Below are 14422 nucleotides of genomic sequence, written 5' to 3'. Positions count from 1 at the left end.
CGCCTTTGGCGACGAACCGTGAGGAAGAGGATTTCATCGGTCCGCTGCGCCGCATCCTGATTGCGGTGCTGGTTCTTCTGCTGACCGGCGCCTTCCTGTTCTGGCGGATCGACAGCCCCCGCGCCGAGCGGATGCGCGCGCTGTTCATCGACCGCTTCGTGCCGACCTTCGACTGGGCGATGGTGCCGGTGACCAAGACGCTCGACATGATCGAGGGGTTCCAGTCCTACAACCGGATCTATGAGCAGAACCAGGAGCTGCGCCGCGAATTGCGCCGCGTCGAGAGCTGGGAAGAAGCCGCGGTGCAGCTGGAGCAGCAAAACGCCAAGCTGCGCGCTCTGAACAACCTGCGACTCGACCCCAAGCTGACCTCGGTCTCGGGCGTGGTGCTGGCGGATTCGGGCAGCCCGTTCCACCAGTCGGTGCTGCTGAATATCGGTTCGCGCGACGGCATCGTCGATGGCTGGGCGGCGGTGGACGGGCTTGGCCTTGTCGGGCGCATCGCGGGCGTGGGCGAAACCACGAGCCGCCTTCTGCTTCTGACCGACAGTTCCTCGCGGATTCCGGTCACGATCATGCCGGCGGGGCAGCGCGCAATCGTCTCGGGCGACAACTCGCGCTTTCCGCCGATCGACTTTCTCGTCAGCCCCGAGCTGGTGCGCCCCGGCGACCGGGTCGTGAGCTCGGGCGATGGCGGGGTGTTCCCCGGCGGGCTGCCGGTGGGCGAGGTGATGGAGACGCGCGACGGGCGGCTCAGGGTGCGGCTCAAGGCCGATTACGAGCAGCTCGATTTCGTGCGCGTCCTGCGCTCGCATCCGAAAGAGCGCGTTGAATCCGCGGGCGACCTGATTCTGCCCGAAGAGCCGGTGCAGCCGCCCGAGCCCGAAGCCCCCGCTGAGGAGGCCACGGCCGGAGGCGGCGATGGTTGATCCGCTGACCCGAAGCCGGGCCCTGCATCGGCTGCTCTACCTGGGGATCGCGGCGATCGTGCTGTTCCTGCGGCTCCTGCCGGTCAATGGCGGCGCGAGCAGTTTTCCGGGCCCCGACCTGATGCTGGCGCTGACCTTCGCCTGGGTGATGCGCCGCGACGATTATGTTCCCGCGCTGCTGATCGTGCTGGTCTACGTGGTCGAGGACATGGTGTTCTTCCGCCCGATCGGGCTCTGGCCGCTTTTGGTTCTGCTGGCGACCGAATGGCTGCGCCGGCGCGAGGAAAGCCTGCGCGACCTGCCCTTCCTGTTCGAGACGGCGCTGATCGGCGCGGTCTGGCTGGCGATGCTGGTGGCGCAGCGGCTGGTGCTGCTGGTCACCTTCGTCGAGCCTCTGCCGCTCGGCCTCGAATTGCTGCGGCTCCTGATGACGATCGCGGCCTATCCGCTGGTCGTGGCCTTTTCCAAGCTCGCCTTCGGCCTGCGCCGCGCGGCTTTGGGCGAGGTCGACGCCTTTGGCAACCGGCTCTGAGGGGGGATCATGCGAAAATCTCCTCGTGATACCGCCGAAAGCACCCGCGAAATTTCGCGCCGCGCGGCCCTTCTGGGCGGCGCGATGGGGGCGATCGTGGGCGTCCTCGGGCTGCGGATGCGCAAGATGCAGCTGGAGCAGGCCGACCAATATCGCACCCTGGCCGAGGGTAACTCGGTCAAGATCCGGCTGATCCCGCCCGCGCGCGGGCTGATCTATGACCGCAACGGCGTGCTGATCGCGGGCAACGAACAGAATTACCGCGTCACGATCACCCGCGAGTCCACCGACGACCTCGAACGCACTATCGCCGCCCTGCAGGAACTAATCCCGATCTCCGACAGCGAGGCGCTCGACATTCTGGCCGAGCTGCGCAAGCGGGCGCCGACGGTGCCGGTCACGGTAGCCGACCAGCTCAGCTGGGAGGAATTCTCGCGGCTCGCGGTCAACGCCCCCGCCCTGCCCGGCGTCACCCCCGAGGTCGGCCTGTCGCGCTCCTATCCGCAAGGGCCCGATTTCGCCCATGTCATCGGCTATGTCGGGCCGGTCTCGGACTATGACCTCAGTCGCATCGAAGACCCGGACCCGCTGCTGCGGATCCCGAAATTCCAGCTCGGCAAGCTGGGCATCGAGGCGAAATACGAAGAGAACCTGCGCGGACAGGCCGGGCAGCGCCGGGTCGAGGTGAACTCGGGCGGGCGTGAGATGCGCGAGCTGGGACGGCAAGAAGGCGATCCGGGCGCGAACCTGCAACTGACGCTGGATCATGCGCTGCAGAATTTCGCGCTGGCGCGGCTGGGCGATGAATCCGCTGCCGCCGTGGTGATGGATGTGACCAATGGCGATGTGATGGCGATCGCCTCGGCGCCCTCCTTCGACCCGAACCTCTTTGTGCGCGGCATCTCGAACGCCGATTACCGCGCTCTGACCGAAGACGATCACCGCCCGCTGGCCGACAAGACCGTGCAAGGGCAGTATCCGCCCGGCTCGACCTACAAGATGGTGGTGGCGCTGGCGGGGCTCGAGGCCGGGATCATCGGCCCCGGCGACACCGAATATTGCCCCGGCCATTTCACCGTCTCGGGGCGGCGGTTCCACTGCTGGAAACGCGGCGGGCATGGCACGGTGAACCTTGCGAAGAGCCTCGAGCAGAGCTGCGACGTGTTCTATTACGAGCTGGCGATGAAGGTCGGCATCGAGAAGATGTCGGAGATGGCCAAGCGCCTCGGCATCGGGGTGCGCCATGAACTGCCGATGTCGGCAGTGCGCGAGGGCGTGGCCCCGACCAAGGACTGGAAACAGCAGCGCTTCGACCAGCCCTGGCAGATCGGGGATTCGATCAACGCCTCGATCGGGCAAGGCTATGTGCTGGCGACGCCGCTGCAACTGGCGGTGATGACCTCGCGCATCGCCAGCGGCCGCGAGATTTCACCGCGGCTGGTCCGCGCCGTCGATGGCACCGAGTTGCCGCAGACCGAGGCGCCCGATCTGGGCCTCTCGGCGGCGGGGCTCGAACAGGTGCGCCGCGGCATGTTCCAGGTGGTGAATGGCAGCTCGGGCACGGCGCGCGGCTCGATGATCGCCGCCAAGGAATGGCGCATGGCCGGCAAGACCGGCACCAGCCAGGTGCGCAACATCACCGCCGCCGAGCGCGCCCGCGGCGTGGTCTCCAACGACGACCTGCCCTGGAACCGGCGCGACCACGCGCTGTTCGTTTGCTACGCCCCCTTCGATGCGCCGCGCTATGCGGTTGCGGTGGTGGTCGAGCATGGCGGCGGTGGCTCGACCGCGGCGGCACCGATCGCGCGCGATATCATGCTGTTCGCGCTGGCCGGTGGCCTGCCGCCTCTCTCGGCCTACCCGAAGGCGCAACAGGCGCGGATGCGCACGCTGCTCGAAGGGCTCGAACTGATCGCACCCGCGACGCCGGGCAACACGCGGACGCGGGTCTGAGGGGGGGCGATGAGCTATCTGGAAAGTCGCCTCAAGACCGTACCCACCGGGTTTTCCAAGGTCTTTTACCTGAGCTGGCCGCTGATCCTGCTGCTGACCGCGATTTCCGCGACCGGCTTCCTGATGCTTTACTCGGTCGCGGGCGGCACGCTGGACACATGGGCCGCGCCGCAGATGAAGCGCTTCGGCGTCGGCATGGTCGCGATGCTGATCGTCGCCTTCGTGCCGATCTGGTTCTGGCGCAACATGTCGCTGCTGGCCTATCTCTTCGCGCTGCTGCTGCTGATCGCGGTGGAGTTGTTCGGCGCGATCGGCATGGGCGCGCAACGCTGGCTGGAGATCGGCCCGCTGCGCATCCAGCCCTCGGAGCTAATGAAGATCGCGCTGGTGATGATCCTCGCCGCCTATTACGACTGGCTCGACCTTGAAAAAGTCTCAAAGCCGCAATGGGTTGCCCTGCCCGTGGCGATCATCTTGCTCCCCACCTTCCTGGTGCTGACCCAGCCCGACCTTGGCACCGCGGTGATGCTGGTGATGGGGGGCGGCATCGTGATGCTCGCCGCGGGGGTCAGCCTTTGGTATTTCGGCGGGGTGATCGCGCTGGTGGTGGCACTGGTCTTCGGCGTGATGGAGAGCCGCGGCACCGACTGGCAGCTGTTGCACGACTATCAGTACAAGCGCATCGACACTTTCCTCGATCCCAGCTCGGACCCGCTGGGCGCAGGCTACAACATCATGCAGGCGCAGATCGCGCTGGGGTCTGGCGGCTGGTCGGGGCGTGGATTCATGCAGGGCACGCAGTCGCGGCTGAACTTCCTGCCCGAGAAACACACCGACTTCATCTTTACCACGCTGGCCGAGGAGTTCGGCTTTGTCGGGGCGTTCTCGCTCTTGTTGCTTTACGCAGGGGTGATTGCGATCTGCCTCTATTCGGCGGTGATCAACCGGGACCGCTACTCCTCGCTGCTGACGATCGGGGTGGCGGGGTCGTTCTTTTTGTTCTTCGCGATCAACATGGCCATGGTGATGGGGCTGATGCCGGTGGTGGGCGTGCCGCTGCCCCTTGTGTCTTACGGCGGGACAGCGATGATGATCCTGCTTGCCGCCTTCGGGCTGGTGCAAAGCGCCCATGTCCACCGCCCGAGGTAGCCGATGCCCAACATCCTTTTTGCCGACCGGATCGAGAACTGGCCGCGCTATGAAGCGCCCCTGCACGCCGCGCTGACCGAAGCGGGGATCGAGGCCAAACTTTCCCTGCCCGGTGAAATCGACCCCGATCAGGTCGATTACATCGTCTACTCGCCGCGCGGCCCGGTGCAGGATTTCGCCCCCTTCACCCGCGCCCGCGCGGTGCTGAGCCTCTGGGCCGGGGTCGAGCGTATCGTCGGCAACCAGAGCCTGACGCAGCCGCTCTGCCGAATGGTCGACGAAGGCCTCTCGCGCGGGATGGTCGAATGGGTCGTCGGCCACGCGCTGCGCTATCACCTCGGCATCGACTTTTTTCGCGACCATCAGGACGGGGTCTGGCGGCAAGACGGGCATGTGCCGCCGCTCGCACGCGAACGCGGCGTGACGGTGCTGGGCCTGGGCGAACTGGGCGGCGCCTGCGCCTCGGCGCTGGCCAGCCTTGGCTTTCGCGTCACGGGCTGGAGCCGCAGCCAGAAATCGCTGCCGGGCGTTACCTGCCTTGCGGGCGAAACCGGGCTGTCAGACGCGCTCGCAGAGGCCGAGATCCTCGTGACCCTCCTGCCCAACACGCCCGAAACCACGAACCTGCTGAACGCCGAACGCCTCGCACAACTGCCCCGCGGCGCGGTGATCCTCAACCCCGGGCGCGGAAATTCCATCGACGATGACGCGCTTCTGGCCGCGCTGGACAGCGGGCGGGTCGCCGCCGCCACGCTCGACGTCTTCAAGACCGAACCGCTGCCGCCCGAGCATCCCTATTGGGCGCATCCCCGCGTCATCGTCACCCCCCATGTCGCCGCCGAAACGCGCCCGGCTTCGGCCGCCCGCGTCATCGCCGAAAACATCCGTCGCTCAGAGGCGGGCGAGCCGCTCCTGTTCCGCGTCGATCGCGCCAAGGGCTACTGACCCTTCATCGAGCCGAAAATACTCTGCGGGGGTCCGGGGGTGCAAAACCCCCGGCTTGGCGACGTTACAGCCCGAGCTGCGCCATCAGCGCCGCGCGCGGGCCTTCCAGCCCCGCCCAATCGGCGGCTTTCGAGGCAAACAGCGTCGCCTGCGACTGGTGGATCAACCCGTCCGACAGGATCTTGAGGTGGTTCGCGCGCAGCGTTTCCCCCGAGGAGGTGATATCCGCGATCGCCTCGGCGGTGAGGTTCTTCACCGTGCCCTCGGTCGCGCCCTGGCTGTCGACCAACTGGTAATCGGCCACGCCCTCGCGGGTCAGGAACTCGCGCACGAGCCGGTGGTACTTGGTCGCGATCCGCAGCCGGAACCCATGCGCCGCGCGAAACGCATGCGCCGCCGCGTCGAGGTCTTCAAGCGTATCGACATCCGCCCAGCAGGTCGGCACGGCGATGATCAGGTCGGCATGGCCAAAGCCCAGAGGCGCCAGATCGGTGACCAGCCCCTCCCAATCGGCCAGCTTGTCGCGCACGAGGTCCGAGCCGGTCACGCCCAGATGAATGCGCCCCGCCGCCAGCTCGCGCGGAATCTCGCCCGCCGACAAAAGCACCAGTTCGACCGCCTCGGCGCCCTCGACAGCCCCGGCATATTCGCGCTCCGAGCCGGTGCGCTTCAGCGTCACGCCGCGCGCCGCGAACCAGTCGAAGGTCTTTTCCATCAGCCGCCCCTTCGAGGGCACGCCCAGCTTGATCGTGCTCATGCCACGCCCTCCAGATCGGCCAGAAGGCCCGGACGGATCACGCCGCCCACCGCCGGAATTTCGCGCCCCTGCCCCAGCACGCGGGTCAGCGCGTCATAACGCCCGCCCGAGGCGACGGGCGGCAGGTCGGGGTCGGCGGCGGTGAAGGTAAAGACGAAGCCGTCGTAATATTCCATCGTCGTGCGGCCATGGCTCGCGTCGAAAATCAGCGCGCCCGTGTCGATGCCGCGCGCGACCAGTGCCGCAAGCCGCGCCTCAAGCCGGGCGATCGCAGGGGCAAGCCCCGCCAGCGCGATCGCGCGCAGGCGTTCGGGCGCCTCTGCCGCCGGGCAGCGCAGATCCAGGAGCGCCTCAAGCGCCGCGACAGTTTCAGCGGGCAGCGCGGGGGCTGCGGCATCGGCCTTAAGCCGCGCGATCCGGGCCTCCATCTCGGCACTGTCACGCAGGCCGATCCAGGGCGCCTCGGCCCGCGCGCCCGCCAAGAGCGCCGCGCGCGCCGCAGGCACCGGCACCTGGCCGGAATAGCGCAGCAGGAGCTTGTGGAAGCGCTGCGGGCGCCAGATGTGGCGCGCCAGCGCCGATTTGCGCGCGGGCAACGTGTCGAGCCCCTCGATCACCGCCGACAGGATGCCGATATCGCCGATCGTCGCGGTCAGCGGCAGATGTGCCAACTGCGCCGCGATCAGCGCGAAAACCTCGGCGTCAGCCGCCTCGGGCGAGGTGCGGTCAAACACCTCATAGCCCACTTGGTTGTATTCCGAGACCCGCTGCGCGCCGCGATGATCCTGCTTGCGGAACACCTCGCCGAGATAGCAATAGCGCGCGGGCTCGGCGCCGTTGGCCATGTGCTCCTGCACGACGGGCACGGTGAAATCGGGGCGCAGCATCTGCTCGCCGCGGATCGGGTCGGCAGTGACATAGGCGCGCGCGCGGATGTCCTCGCCGTAAAGATCCAGAAGCGTACCTGCAGGCTGCAGGATGTCGGGCTGGATCTCGGCGGCGCCGGCCGCGCGGAAGGCTTCGAGCAGTTGCGCGCCACGCGCCCGGGCTGCGGATTTGCTGGCCATCTTGCCCCCTCAGCCCGCGTAACGTGCGAGCAGTTCTTGCACTTTTGCAACCAGATCGCCGCGCGACACCTCGAATTGCGCGGGTTGGGATTTCCATTCTTCAACAGAAGCCGAGGCCGCGATCTTGGCACCAAGGATCAGGTCCTTGATCTGCAAGACGCCGCGTTCCGCCTCGTCGGCGCCCTGGATGATCGCCACCGGGCTTTCGCGCTTGTCGGCATATTTGAGCTGGTTGCCGAAGTTCTTCGGGTTGCCCAGATAGACCTCGGCGCGGATGCCGGCGGCGCGCAGCTCGGAGGCCATCGCCATGTAATCGCCCATCCGCTCGCGGTCCATCACGGTCACCACCACCGGGCCCGCCATGCGGCCTTCCAGCCGCCCCTTGGCGCGCAGCGCGGCCAAGAGCCGGTCAACCCCGATCGAGACACCCGTCGCGGGCACCGCCTGCCCGGTGAAACGCTTCACCAGGTCATCGTAACGCCCGCCCCCCGCGACCGAGCCGAACTGCCGCGCCCGGCCCTTTTCGTCGAGGATTTCAAAGGTCAGCTCGGCCTCGAACACCGGGCCGGTGTAATAGCCAAGCCCGCGCACGACCGACGGGTCGATCACGATCCGGTCGGGGCCGTAGCCCTGGCTTTCGAGCAGCGCGGCGATGGTTTCCAGCTCGTCCACGCCCTCAAGGCCCAGCGCCGAGCCACCGACCAGCTCGCGCAGCCGCGCGGCGGTGGCGGCGCCGGTGTCGCGCTTGGCCTCCATGAAGCCCATCACGATGTCGGCCTGTTCGTCCGTGAGCCCCGCGCCCTTGGTGAAATCGCCCGACTCGTCCATCCGGCCCTTGCCCATCAGCGCGCGCACGCCCGCCTCACCGAACTTGTCGAACTTGTCGATGGCGCGCAGGACGGTGCCACGCTCGGCCTCGAATTTCGTGGGGTCGGACGGGTCAAGAACGCCCGCGACCTCCATCACGCCGTTCAGCACCTTGCGATTGTTCACCCGCACGATGTAGTCGCCGCGATCAATGCCCACGGCCTCCAGCGCATCGGCCAGCATGCCGCAAATCTCGGCGTCCGCCGCGACCGAGGGCGCCCCCACGGTATCGGCATCGCATTGATAGAACTGGCGGAACCGCCCCGGCCCCGGCTTTTCGTTGCGCCAGACCGGACCCATCGTGTAGCGCCGATAGGGCGCGGGCAGATCGTTGCGGAACTGCGCGGCCACGCGTGCCAAGGGCGCCGTCATGTCATAGCGCAGCGCCAGCCACTTGCCGTCATCGTCCTCTTGCCAGGCGAAAACACCCTCGTTCGGACGATCGACATCGGGCAGGAACTTGCCCAGCGCCTCGACGGTTTCCACGGCCGAGGTTTCCAGCGGATCGAAGCCATGCGCGCGATAGACCTCGGCGATGCGGGCGAGCATATCCGCCCGCTCGGTCACTTCGGCGCCGAAATAGTCGCGGAACCCCTTGGGGGGCTCGGCTTTCGGGCGCGGCTGCTTTTTCTCTTTCGCCATGGCGGTCCTCGGGGGCCTTGTTCCTTTGGCTCGGGGCATAGCGGGTTCAGCCCCACGGGGCAAGGCGCGCCAAGGCTCGCGCCGGGGAAAAATCCGCGCTATGACAGCAGAAAGGAGAGCCTCATGAGCAACGATACGATCCGGCTGGAAGAACAACTGGCGCATCAGGAAAAGACGGTTCAGGACCTGTCCGATGTCGTCGCCGATCAGGCGCGGCGGATCCAGCGGCTCGAGCGGCAACTCCTGATCCTGATGGAGCGCGAGGCCGAGCGCGAATTCGAGGCGGGCGGGCAAGTACCGCTGGCCGATCAGAAGCCGCCGCATTGGTGATCGGATGCTGGTCTGGCTGTGGCGCATCGCATGGGGCTTCGTGCTGGCGCAGGCCGTGTTTTTCCTTGGCACGCTGATCTTCACGCCGGGCATTGAACTGGGCACGGTGATCCGCCGGTTGCAGCTCTGGCGCGAGCTGGGCGTGTTCTTCTGGCAGACGGCTTGGGGGGCGCCCACGCTTTTGCTGCTGATCGCCCTGATGCGCGAAAACGACCTGCGGATCAGCATTGCTGGCGTGCTGCTGGCCTCGGCGGGGGTGCTGGCGATCAGCCTCAATGAGCTGGTCACGCTGGGCGAAATGCTGCACCCGGACGGCGCCGGGGCCCATGCCCTGCGGGTGATGACGCTGCATCGGCTGGCCGAGGCGCTGCTGGCTCTGGCGGCCTTGGTGCTGATGCGGATTGCGCAGCGGCGCAGGGCGCTCTGTGCGACGCAGCCCATTGCCCCCGACCCCGGGCTTTGAGAGAAGCGCCAGATGACCCCGCCCGCCGCCCTTCGCTCGCATCACTGGCCGACCGTCGTGCTGACGATCGCGATCGGGACGCTGGGCGGGATTGCGGCCAAGTTTGCGCATCTGCCCCTGCCGATGTTGCTGGGGGCGCTTCTGGCGGTGGCGGCGGTGGCGCTGATCGGCTGGAAGCCGCTGGGGCGGCCTGTGCAATTCCCGGTGCGGCTGCGGTTCTGGTTCATCCCGATCCTCGGCGTCGCGATCGGCGCGAGCTTCACCCCCGCGATCCTCGATGAGGTGCAACTGTGGTGGCCCTCGCTGGTGGCGCTTTGCGTCTTCATCCCGCTCGCGCATTTCCTGAGCTTCAGCGCCGTGCGCGCCATGGGCGGGCTAGATCCGGTGACGGCGCTGTTCGGCACCGCGCCGGGCGGGCTCATCGAAACCGTGCAGATGGCCGAGGAGCGCGGTGGCGACGGCGCGATGGTGACGGTGCTGCAATTCATCCGCGTGATCGTGACGATCATCTCGGTGCCGCTGTTTTTCACCTGGCTGACCGGCCATGCGGTCGGCTCGGCCGGGGGCGCGACACTGGATCGCGCGGCCTTCACGCTGGCCGACCTGCCCTGGCTCGTCGCAGCGGCGGTGATCGGCGCGGGGGTCGGGCGGATCATTCGCCTGCCCGCAGGCTTCATGACCGGACCGATCCTGTGCTCGGGACTGTTTCACCTCTTGGGCTATGTCGAAAGCGCCCCGCCCGCGCTCTTGGTGCAGGCGACGCAGTTGATTATCGGCGTGTCGCTGGGCGTGCGCTTTGCCGGGATCGAGCGGCACCGGCTGCGCGCGGCGGCCCTGATGGCAACGGTCTCGACCGCGATTTCGCTGGCGCTGGCAGCCGTGATGGCTTTCGCCCTCGCGCCCCTGATCGACGAGCCGCGCACGGCTGTTTTCCTGGCCTTCGCGCCGGGCGGGCTGGCAGAGATGTCGCTGATCGCGCTGTCGATGCAAATGAGCATCGTCTACGTCACAGCCCATCACGCGATGCGCATCGTGCTCGCGGTTCTGGCGGCGAAATTTCTTGCGAAACGAACGCTTTAGCCTCAGATTTCCTCGACCATCGAGACCCCGCGCAGCGCGCGGATCGCGCCCTTGACCTGCGGGTTGACCGGGAACTGGCTGCCGGTGTCGATCTTGTACTGACAGCCACGCTCGGCATCGAAGACGTTGAAGGCCACTGGCCCGCGCGAACGCACCTTGCCCTCGGCGGCCAGCCGCTCAAGGATCGCCGCGACCGAGGGCACCGCCTCGGGCGTCTCAAGATGAATGAGCAGCCCCGCCCCCCCGGCATCCGCCGTCACCTGGTCGATCGGCTGCACGCCCTGCGCGACTAGGCGCACCGATTCCCCCTCGGGCTCGGCGCGCACCGTCATCACCAGAAGCCGCCCGTTTTCCAGATGCGCCCGCGCGCCATCCAGCGCATCCGACCAAAAGGTGACCTCAAAGGGCCCCGAGGCGTCGGAAAAGGCGATGAAGGCAAAGCGGTTGCCCTTGGCGGATTTGCGTTCGCGCATGGAGGCCAGCTCGCCCGCGACCTTGCAGACGAAGGGGCCATCGGCGGCGGCCTTCTTCTCGATCTCCTCGAAGGACATCACCTTCTTGCGGCGCAGCGCGGGCAGGTAATCCTCGATCGGGTGGGCCGAGAGATAGAAGCCGATCGCCTTGTGCTCTTCCGACAGACGTTCCGCCGGCAGCCAGTCGTCGGTATCGGCCAGACGCGGCGGCGGCAGGTCGTCGCCCGCATCGCCAAACAGCGACACCTGCGCCGAGGCCCGCGCCTCAAGCACCGCCGCCGACCAGGCCATCAGGCTTTCGAGGCTCTCAAAAACGCGCTTGCGGTTCGGGTCGATCTGATCGAAGGCCCCGGCGCGCGCGAGCATCTCAAGCGGCCGCTTGCCGATGCGTTTGAGGTCACAGCGCCGCGCGAAATCGGTGAGGCTGGCGAAGGGCACGTCGCGCCCGTCCACCTGCCGCGCCTCGACGATGAGCCGCATCGCGTCGAGCCCCACGTTTTTCAGCGCGCCGAGCGCATAGACCAGCTTCTGATCGACCACGTCGAAACTCGCGAGCGAGCGGTTCACGCAGGGCGGCACCACCTCGATATCAAGGCCGCGGCGCACCTCGTTGAGGTAAATCGCGAGCTTGTCGGTCAGGTGGATATCGCAGTTCATGACGCCCGCCATGAACTCGACCGGGTGGTTCGCCTTCAGCCAAGCGGTCTGGTAGGACACCACCGCATAGGCCGCCGCGTGCGATTTGTTGAAGCCGTAGTTCGCGAATTTCTCAAGCAGATCAAAGACTTCACCTGCCTTTTTCGCATCGACATTATGCGTGGCCTTGGCCCCCTCAAGGAATTTCGGCCGCTCCTTGGCCATTTCCTCGGCGATCTTTTTCCCCATCGCGCGGCGCAGCAGGTCAGCGCCGCCAAGCGAATAGCCCGCCATCACCTGGGCGATCTGCATCACCTGCTCCTGATAGACGATGATGCCCTGGGTTTCCTTCAGGATCGGGTCAATCGTGGGATGGAGCGATTCCAGCGGGCGGGTGCCGTGTTTCACCTCGCAATAGGTCGGAATGTTGTCCATCGGGCCCGGACGATACAGCGCCACCAGCGCCACCACATCCTCGATGCAGGTGGGCTTCATCTGGCGTAGCGCGTTCATCATCCCCGAGCTTTCCACCTGGAACACCGCGACCGTCCGCGCATCCGCGTAGAGACGGTAGGTTTTCGCGTCATCGAGCGGGATCGCGTTGATCTGGTTCTCGGCGCCCTCGGCAGGCTCGTAAAGCTCTGTGCCGTCCGCCGCGACATGCAAAGGCCGGCCCGATTTGAAGATCAGTTCCATCGCCGACTGAATCACCGTCAGCGTCTTGAGGCCCAGAAAGTCGAACTTCACCAGCCCCGCCTGCTCGACCCATTTCATATTGAACTGCGTCGCGGGCATGTCTGAGCGCGGGTCTTGATAGAGCGGCACCAAAGCATCCAGAGGCCGGTCGCCGATCACCACGCCCGCCGCGTGGGTCGAGGCGTTGCGCAGCAGCCCCTCGACCTGCTTGGCGTAGGTCAGGAGCCGCTCCACCACCTCTTCGGCACGCGCCGCTTCGCGCAGGCGCGGCTCGTCGGCCAGCGCCTTTTCGATGCTGACGGGCTTCACGCCCTCGACCGGGATCATTTTCGACAGCCGATCGACCTGACCGTAAGACATCTGCAGCACGCGCCCCACGTCGCGCACCGCTGCCTTGGACAGAAGCGCGCCGAAGGTGATGATCTGCGCAACCTTCTCGCGACCGTATTTCTCCTGCACGTAATGGATCACCTCTTCGCGGCGATCCATGCAGAAGTCGATGTCGAAGTCGGGCATCGAGACCCGTTCGGGGTTCAGAAACCGCTCGAACAGCAGCGAATAGCGCAGCGGGTCAAGGTCGGTGATGGTGAGCGCATAAGCCACAAGGCTGCCCGCCCCCGAGCCCCGCCCCGGCCCGACCGGAATGCCGTGATCCTTGGCCCATTTGATGAAATCGGCCACGATCAGGAAGTAGCCGGGAAAGCCCATCTGCTCGATGATGCCGAGCTCGAATTTCAGCCGCTCCTCATATTCCTCGACCGGGGCGGCATGGGGGATGACCGCAAGGCGCGCACGCAGGCCTTCCCAGGACTGGCGGCGCAGTTCCTCGACCTCGTCTTCGGCGAAACGCGGCAGGATCGGCTTGCGTTTATAGGCGGCAAAAGAGCAGCGTTTCGCGATCTCAACAGTGTTTTCCAGCGCCTCGGGCAGGTCCGCAAACAGCGCGCACATCTCGCCTTCGGACTTGAAATAATGCTGCGGCGTCAGGCGGCGGCGCGGCTCCTGCTGGTCGACATAGGCGCCCTCGGCGATGCAGATCAGCGCATCATGGGCCTCGAACATGTCGGATTTCGGGAAATAGACATCGTTGGTGGCGACCAGCGGCAGATGCAGATCATAGGCCATCTCGATGAAGGGCCGCTCGGTCGCGCGCTCGGCCTCGGGCAGGGCGCCGCCCTCGCCCGGATGGCGCTGCAGTTCGACGTAGAGCCGGTTGGGATAGATCGTGGCGAGGCGCTCCATCAAGAGCCGCGCCTTGCCCGGCTGCCCCGCCCGGATCAGCCGCCCCAGCGCCCCGTCAGCCCCGCCCGAGAGGCAGATCAGCCCCTCGGAATGGGCGGCCAGTTCGTCGACCGTCACCTCGATCATGCCGCCCGGCTTGTCGACGTAAAGGCAGGTCGAGAGCTTCATCAGGTTTTCATAGCCCGCCTCGTTCTGCGCCAGCAGCACCAGCGGCGCGGGCAGGCGCGGCTTTTCGCCGGGCGCGGCCGGATCATAGGCCACCGAGACCTGACAGCCGATGATCGGCTGCACCCCAGCGCCCTGCGCCAGCACCGAGAACTCCAGCGCCGCAAACAGCGCATTGGTGTCGGTCACGGCGACGGCCGGGATCTTGGCACCCTCGCAGAGCTTGATCAGCTTTTTCACCGGCACCGCCCCTTCGAGCAGCGAGTATTCGGTGTGCAGGCGCAGATGGATGAATCGGGGATCGGGCATGGGCCGAAGCTAGCCTTCGCCGCGCGCCTTGATAAGCCCCGATCGCCGCTTCACGCTGCTCGTTTTTTGGGCACCCGCCCGAAATCCACGCGTGGCGGGGCGCGGAAAAGCTTGTCAGCCCGGCGCTGATCGGCTTTGCTCGGAGAACCGGGAGGCCCCTCCGTTCTACGCCGCATCGAGCGGGGCG

12 protein-coding genes are annotated in these 14422 nt (G+C 66.8%); 8 read left to right on the top strand and 4 right to left on the bottom strand.

Going from position 1 to position 14422, the window contains the following annotated elements:
• The first annotated feature begins 5 nt into the window (after nt 1-5).
• The 5 genes from mreC to CLN94_RS01890 are packed head-to-tail and all read left to right on the top strand — an operon-like array spanning nt 6 to nt 5508.
• Nucleotides 6-929, top strand: a complete 924-nt coding sequence (mreC, locus tag CLN94_RS01910; RefSeq protein WP_096430504.1) for a rod shape-determining protein MreC — start codon at nt 6-8, stop codon at nt 927-929.
• Complete coding sequence (locus tag CLN94_RS01905) at nt 922-1461, top strand: rod shape-determining protein MreD (protein ID WP_096430501.1); 540 nt, start codon at nt 922-924, stop codon at nt 1459-1461. The genes mreC and CLN94_RS01905 overlap by 8 nt, the downstream gene beginning before the upstream one ends.
• Nucleotides 1462-1470: 9 nt before the next feature.
• Nucleotides 1471-3414, top strand: coding sequence for a penicillin-binding protein 2 (gene mrdA / locus CLN94_RS01900; RefSeq protein ID WP_096430498.1), 1944 nt, complete (start codon nt 1471-1473; stop codon nt 3412-3414).
• A gap of 9 nt (nt 3415-3423) precedes the next feature.
• Nucleotides 3424-4563 carry a rod shape-determining protein RodA gene (gene rodA / locus CLN94_RS01895; protein WP_096430495.1) on the top strand — a complete coding sequence of 380 codons (1140 nt, stop codon included), beginning with the start codon at nt 3424-3426 and terminating at the stop codon, nt 4561-4563.
• A gap of 3 nt (nt 4564-4566) precedes the next feature.
• Nucleotides 4567-5508, top strand: coding sequence for a 2-hydroxyacid dehydrogenase (locus CLN94_RS01890; protein ID WP_096430492.1), 942 nt, complete (start codon nt 4567-4569; stop codon nt 5506-5508).
• Between the two features lie 64 nt (nt 5509-5572).
• Here CLN94_RS01890 and hisG read toward each other — a convergent pair whose 3' ends face one another.
• Genes hisG through hisS form a run of 3 tightly spaced genes read right to left on the bottom strand, consistent with a single transcriptional unit; the run spans nt 5573 to nt 8841 of the window.
• Nucleotides 5573-6265, bottom strand: coding sequence for an ATP phosphoribosyltransferase (gene hisG / locus CLN94_RS01885; RefSeq protein ID WP_096430489.1), 693 nt, complete (start codon nt 6263-6265; stop codon nt 5573-5575).
• On the bottom strand, nt 6262-7332 hold the full coding sequence (locus tag CLN94_RS01880) for an ATP phosphoribosyltransferase regulatory subunit (protein ID WP_096430486.1): 1071 nt from the start codon (nt 7330-7332) through the stop codon (nt 6262-6264). Before CLN94_RS01880 ends, hisG begins: the two co-directional genes overlap by 4 nt.
• A 9-nt stretch (nt 7333-7341) precedes the next feature.
• Nucleotides 7342-8841, bottom strand: coding sequence for a histidine--tRNA ligase (hisS, locus tag CLN94_RS01875; protein WP_096430483.1), 1500 nt, complete (start codon nt 8839-8841; stop codon nt 7342-7344).
• A 123-nt stretch (nt 8842-8964) separates the two neighbouring features.
• On the opposite strand from hisS, the gene CLN94_RS01870 reads away from it, so the two are divergent.
• The 3 genes from CLN94_RS01870 to CLN94_RS01860 are packed head-to-tail and all read left to right on the top strand — an operon-like array spanning nt 8965 to nt 10714.
• The gene (locus CLN94_RS01870) at nt 8965-9171 is read left to right on the top strand and encodes a SlyX family protein (protein WP_096430480.1); all 207 of its coding nucleotides are present in this window, start codon (nt 8965-8967) and stop codon (nt 9169-9171) included.
• A gap of 4 nt (nt 9172-9175) precedes the next feature.
• A complete protein-coding gene (locus tag CLN94_RS01865; RefSeq protein ID WP_096430477.1) occupies nt 9176-9634 on the top strand; it encodes a hypothetical protein in 459 nt (152 codons plus the stop codon).
• A gap of 12 nt (nt 9635-9646) precedes the next feature.
• A complete protein-coding gene (locus CLN94_RS01860) occupies nt 9647-10714 on the top strand; it encodes an AbrB family transcriptional regulator (protein WP_096430475.1) in 1068 nt (355 codons plus the stop codon).
• Between the two features lie 2 nt (nt 10715-10716).
• On the opposite strand, the gene dnaE is transcribed toward CLN94_RS01860, so the two are convergent.
• A complete protein-coding gene (gene dnaE / locus CLN94_RS01855; RefSeq protein WP_096430472.1) occupies nt 10717-14235 on the bottom strand; it encodes a DNA polymerase III subunit alpha in 3519 nt (1172 codons plus the stop codon).
• Nucleotides 14236-14422: the final 187 nt, after the last annotated feature.

It is taken from the genome of Pseudothioclava arenosa (assembly GCF_002358085.1).
GTDB lineage: Bacteria > Pseudomonadota > Alphaproteobacteria > Rhodobacterales > Rhodobacteraceae > Pseudothioclava > Pseudothioclava arenosa.
This window is presented reverse-complemented; position numbering and strand designations above follow the sequence as displayed.

Coding starts and splice junctions, on each gene's coding strand:
- dnaE (WP_096430472.1), bottom strand. CDS start 14,235: ATGCCCGATCCCCGATTCATCCATCTGCGCCTGCACACCGAATACTCG.
- mrdA (WP_096430498.1), top strand. CDS start 1,471: ATGCGAAAATCTCCTCGTGATACCGCCGAAAGCACCCGCGAAATTTCG.
- CLN94_RS01880 (WP_096430486.1), bottom strand. CDS start 7,332: ATGGCCAGCAAATCCGCAGCCCGGGCGCGTGGCGCGCAACTGCTCGAA.
- rodA (WP_096430495.1), top strand. CDS start 3,424: ATGAGCTATCTGGAAAGTCGCCTCAAGACCGTACCCACCGGGTTTTCC.
- CLN94_RS01860 (WP_096430475.1), top strand. CDS start 9,647: ATGACCCCGCCCGCCGCCCTTCGCTCGCATCACTGGCCGACCGTCGTG.
- CLN94_RS01870 (WP_096430480.1), top strand. CDS start 8,965: ATGAGCAACGATACGATCCGGCTGGAAGAACAACTGGCGCATCAGGAA.
- CLN94_RS01890 (WP_096430492.1), top strand. CDS start 4,567: ATGCCCAACATCCTTTTTGCCGACCGGATCGAGAACTGGCCGCGCTAT.
- CLN94_RS01905 (WP_096430501.1), top strand. CDS start 922: ATGGTTGATCCGCTGACCCGAAGCCGGGCCCTGCATCGGCTGCTCTAC.
- hisG (WP_096430489.1), bottom strand. CDS start 6,265: ATGAGCACGATCAAGCTGGGCGTGCCCTCGAAGGGGCGGCTGATGGAA.
- CLN94_RS01865 (WP_096430477.1), top strand. CDS start 9,176: ATGCTGGTCTGGCTGTGGCGCATCGCATGGGGCTTCGTGCTGGCGCAG.
- hisS (WP_096430483.1), bottom strand. CDS start 8,841: ATGGCGAAAGAGAAAAAGCAGCCGCGCCCGAAAGCCGAGCCCCCCAAG.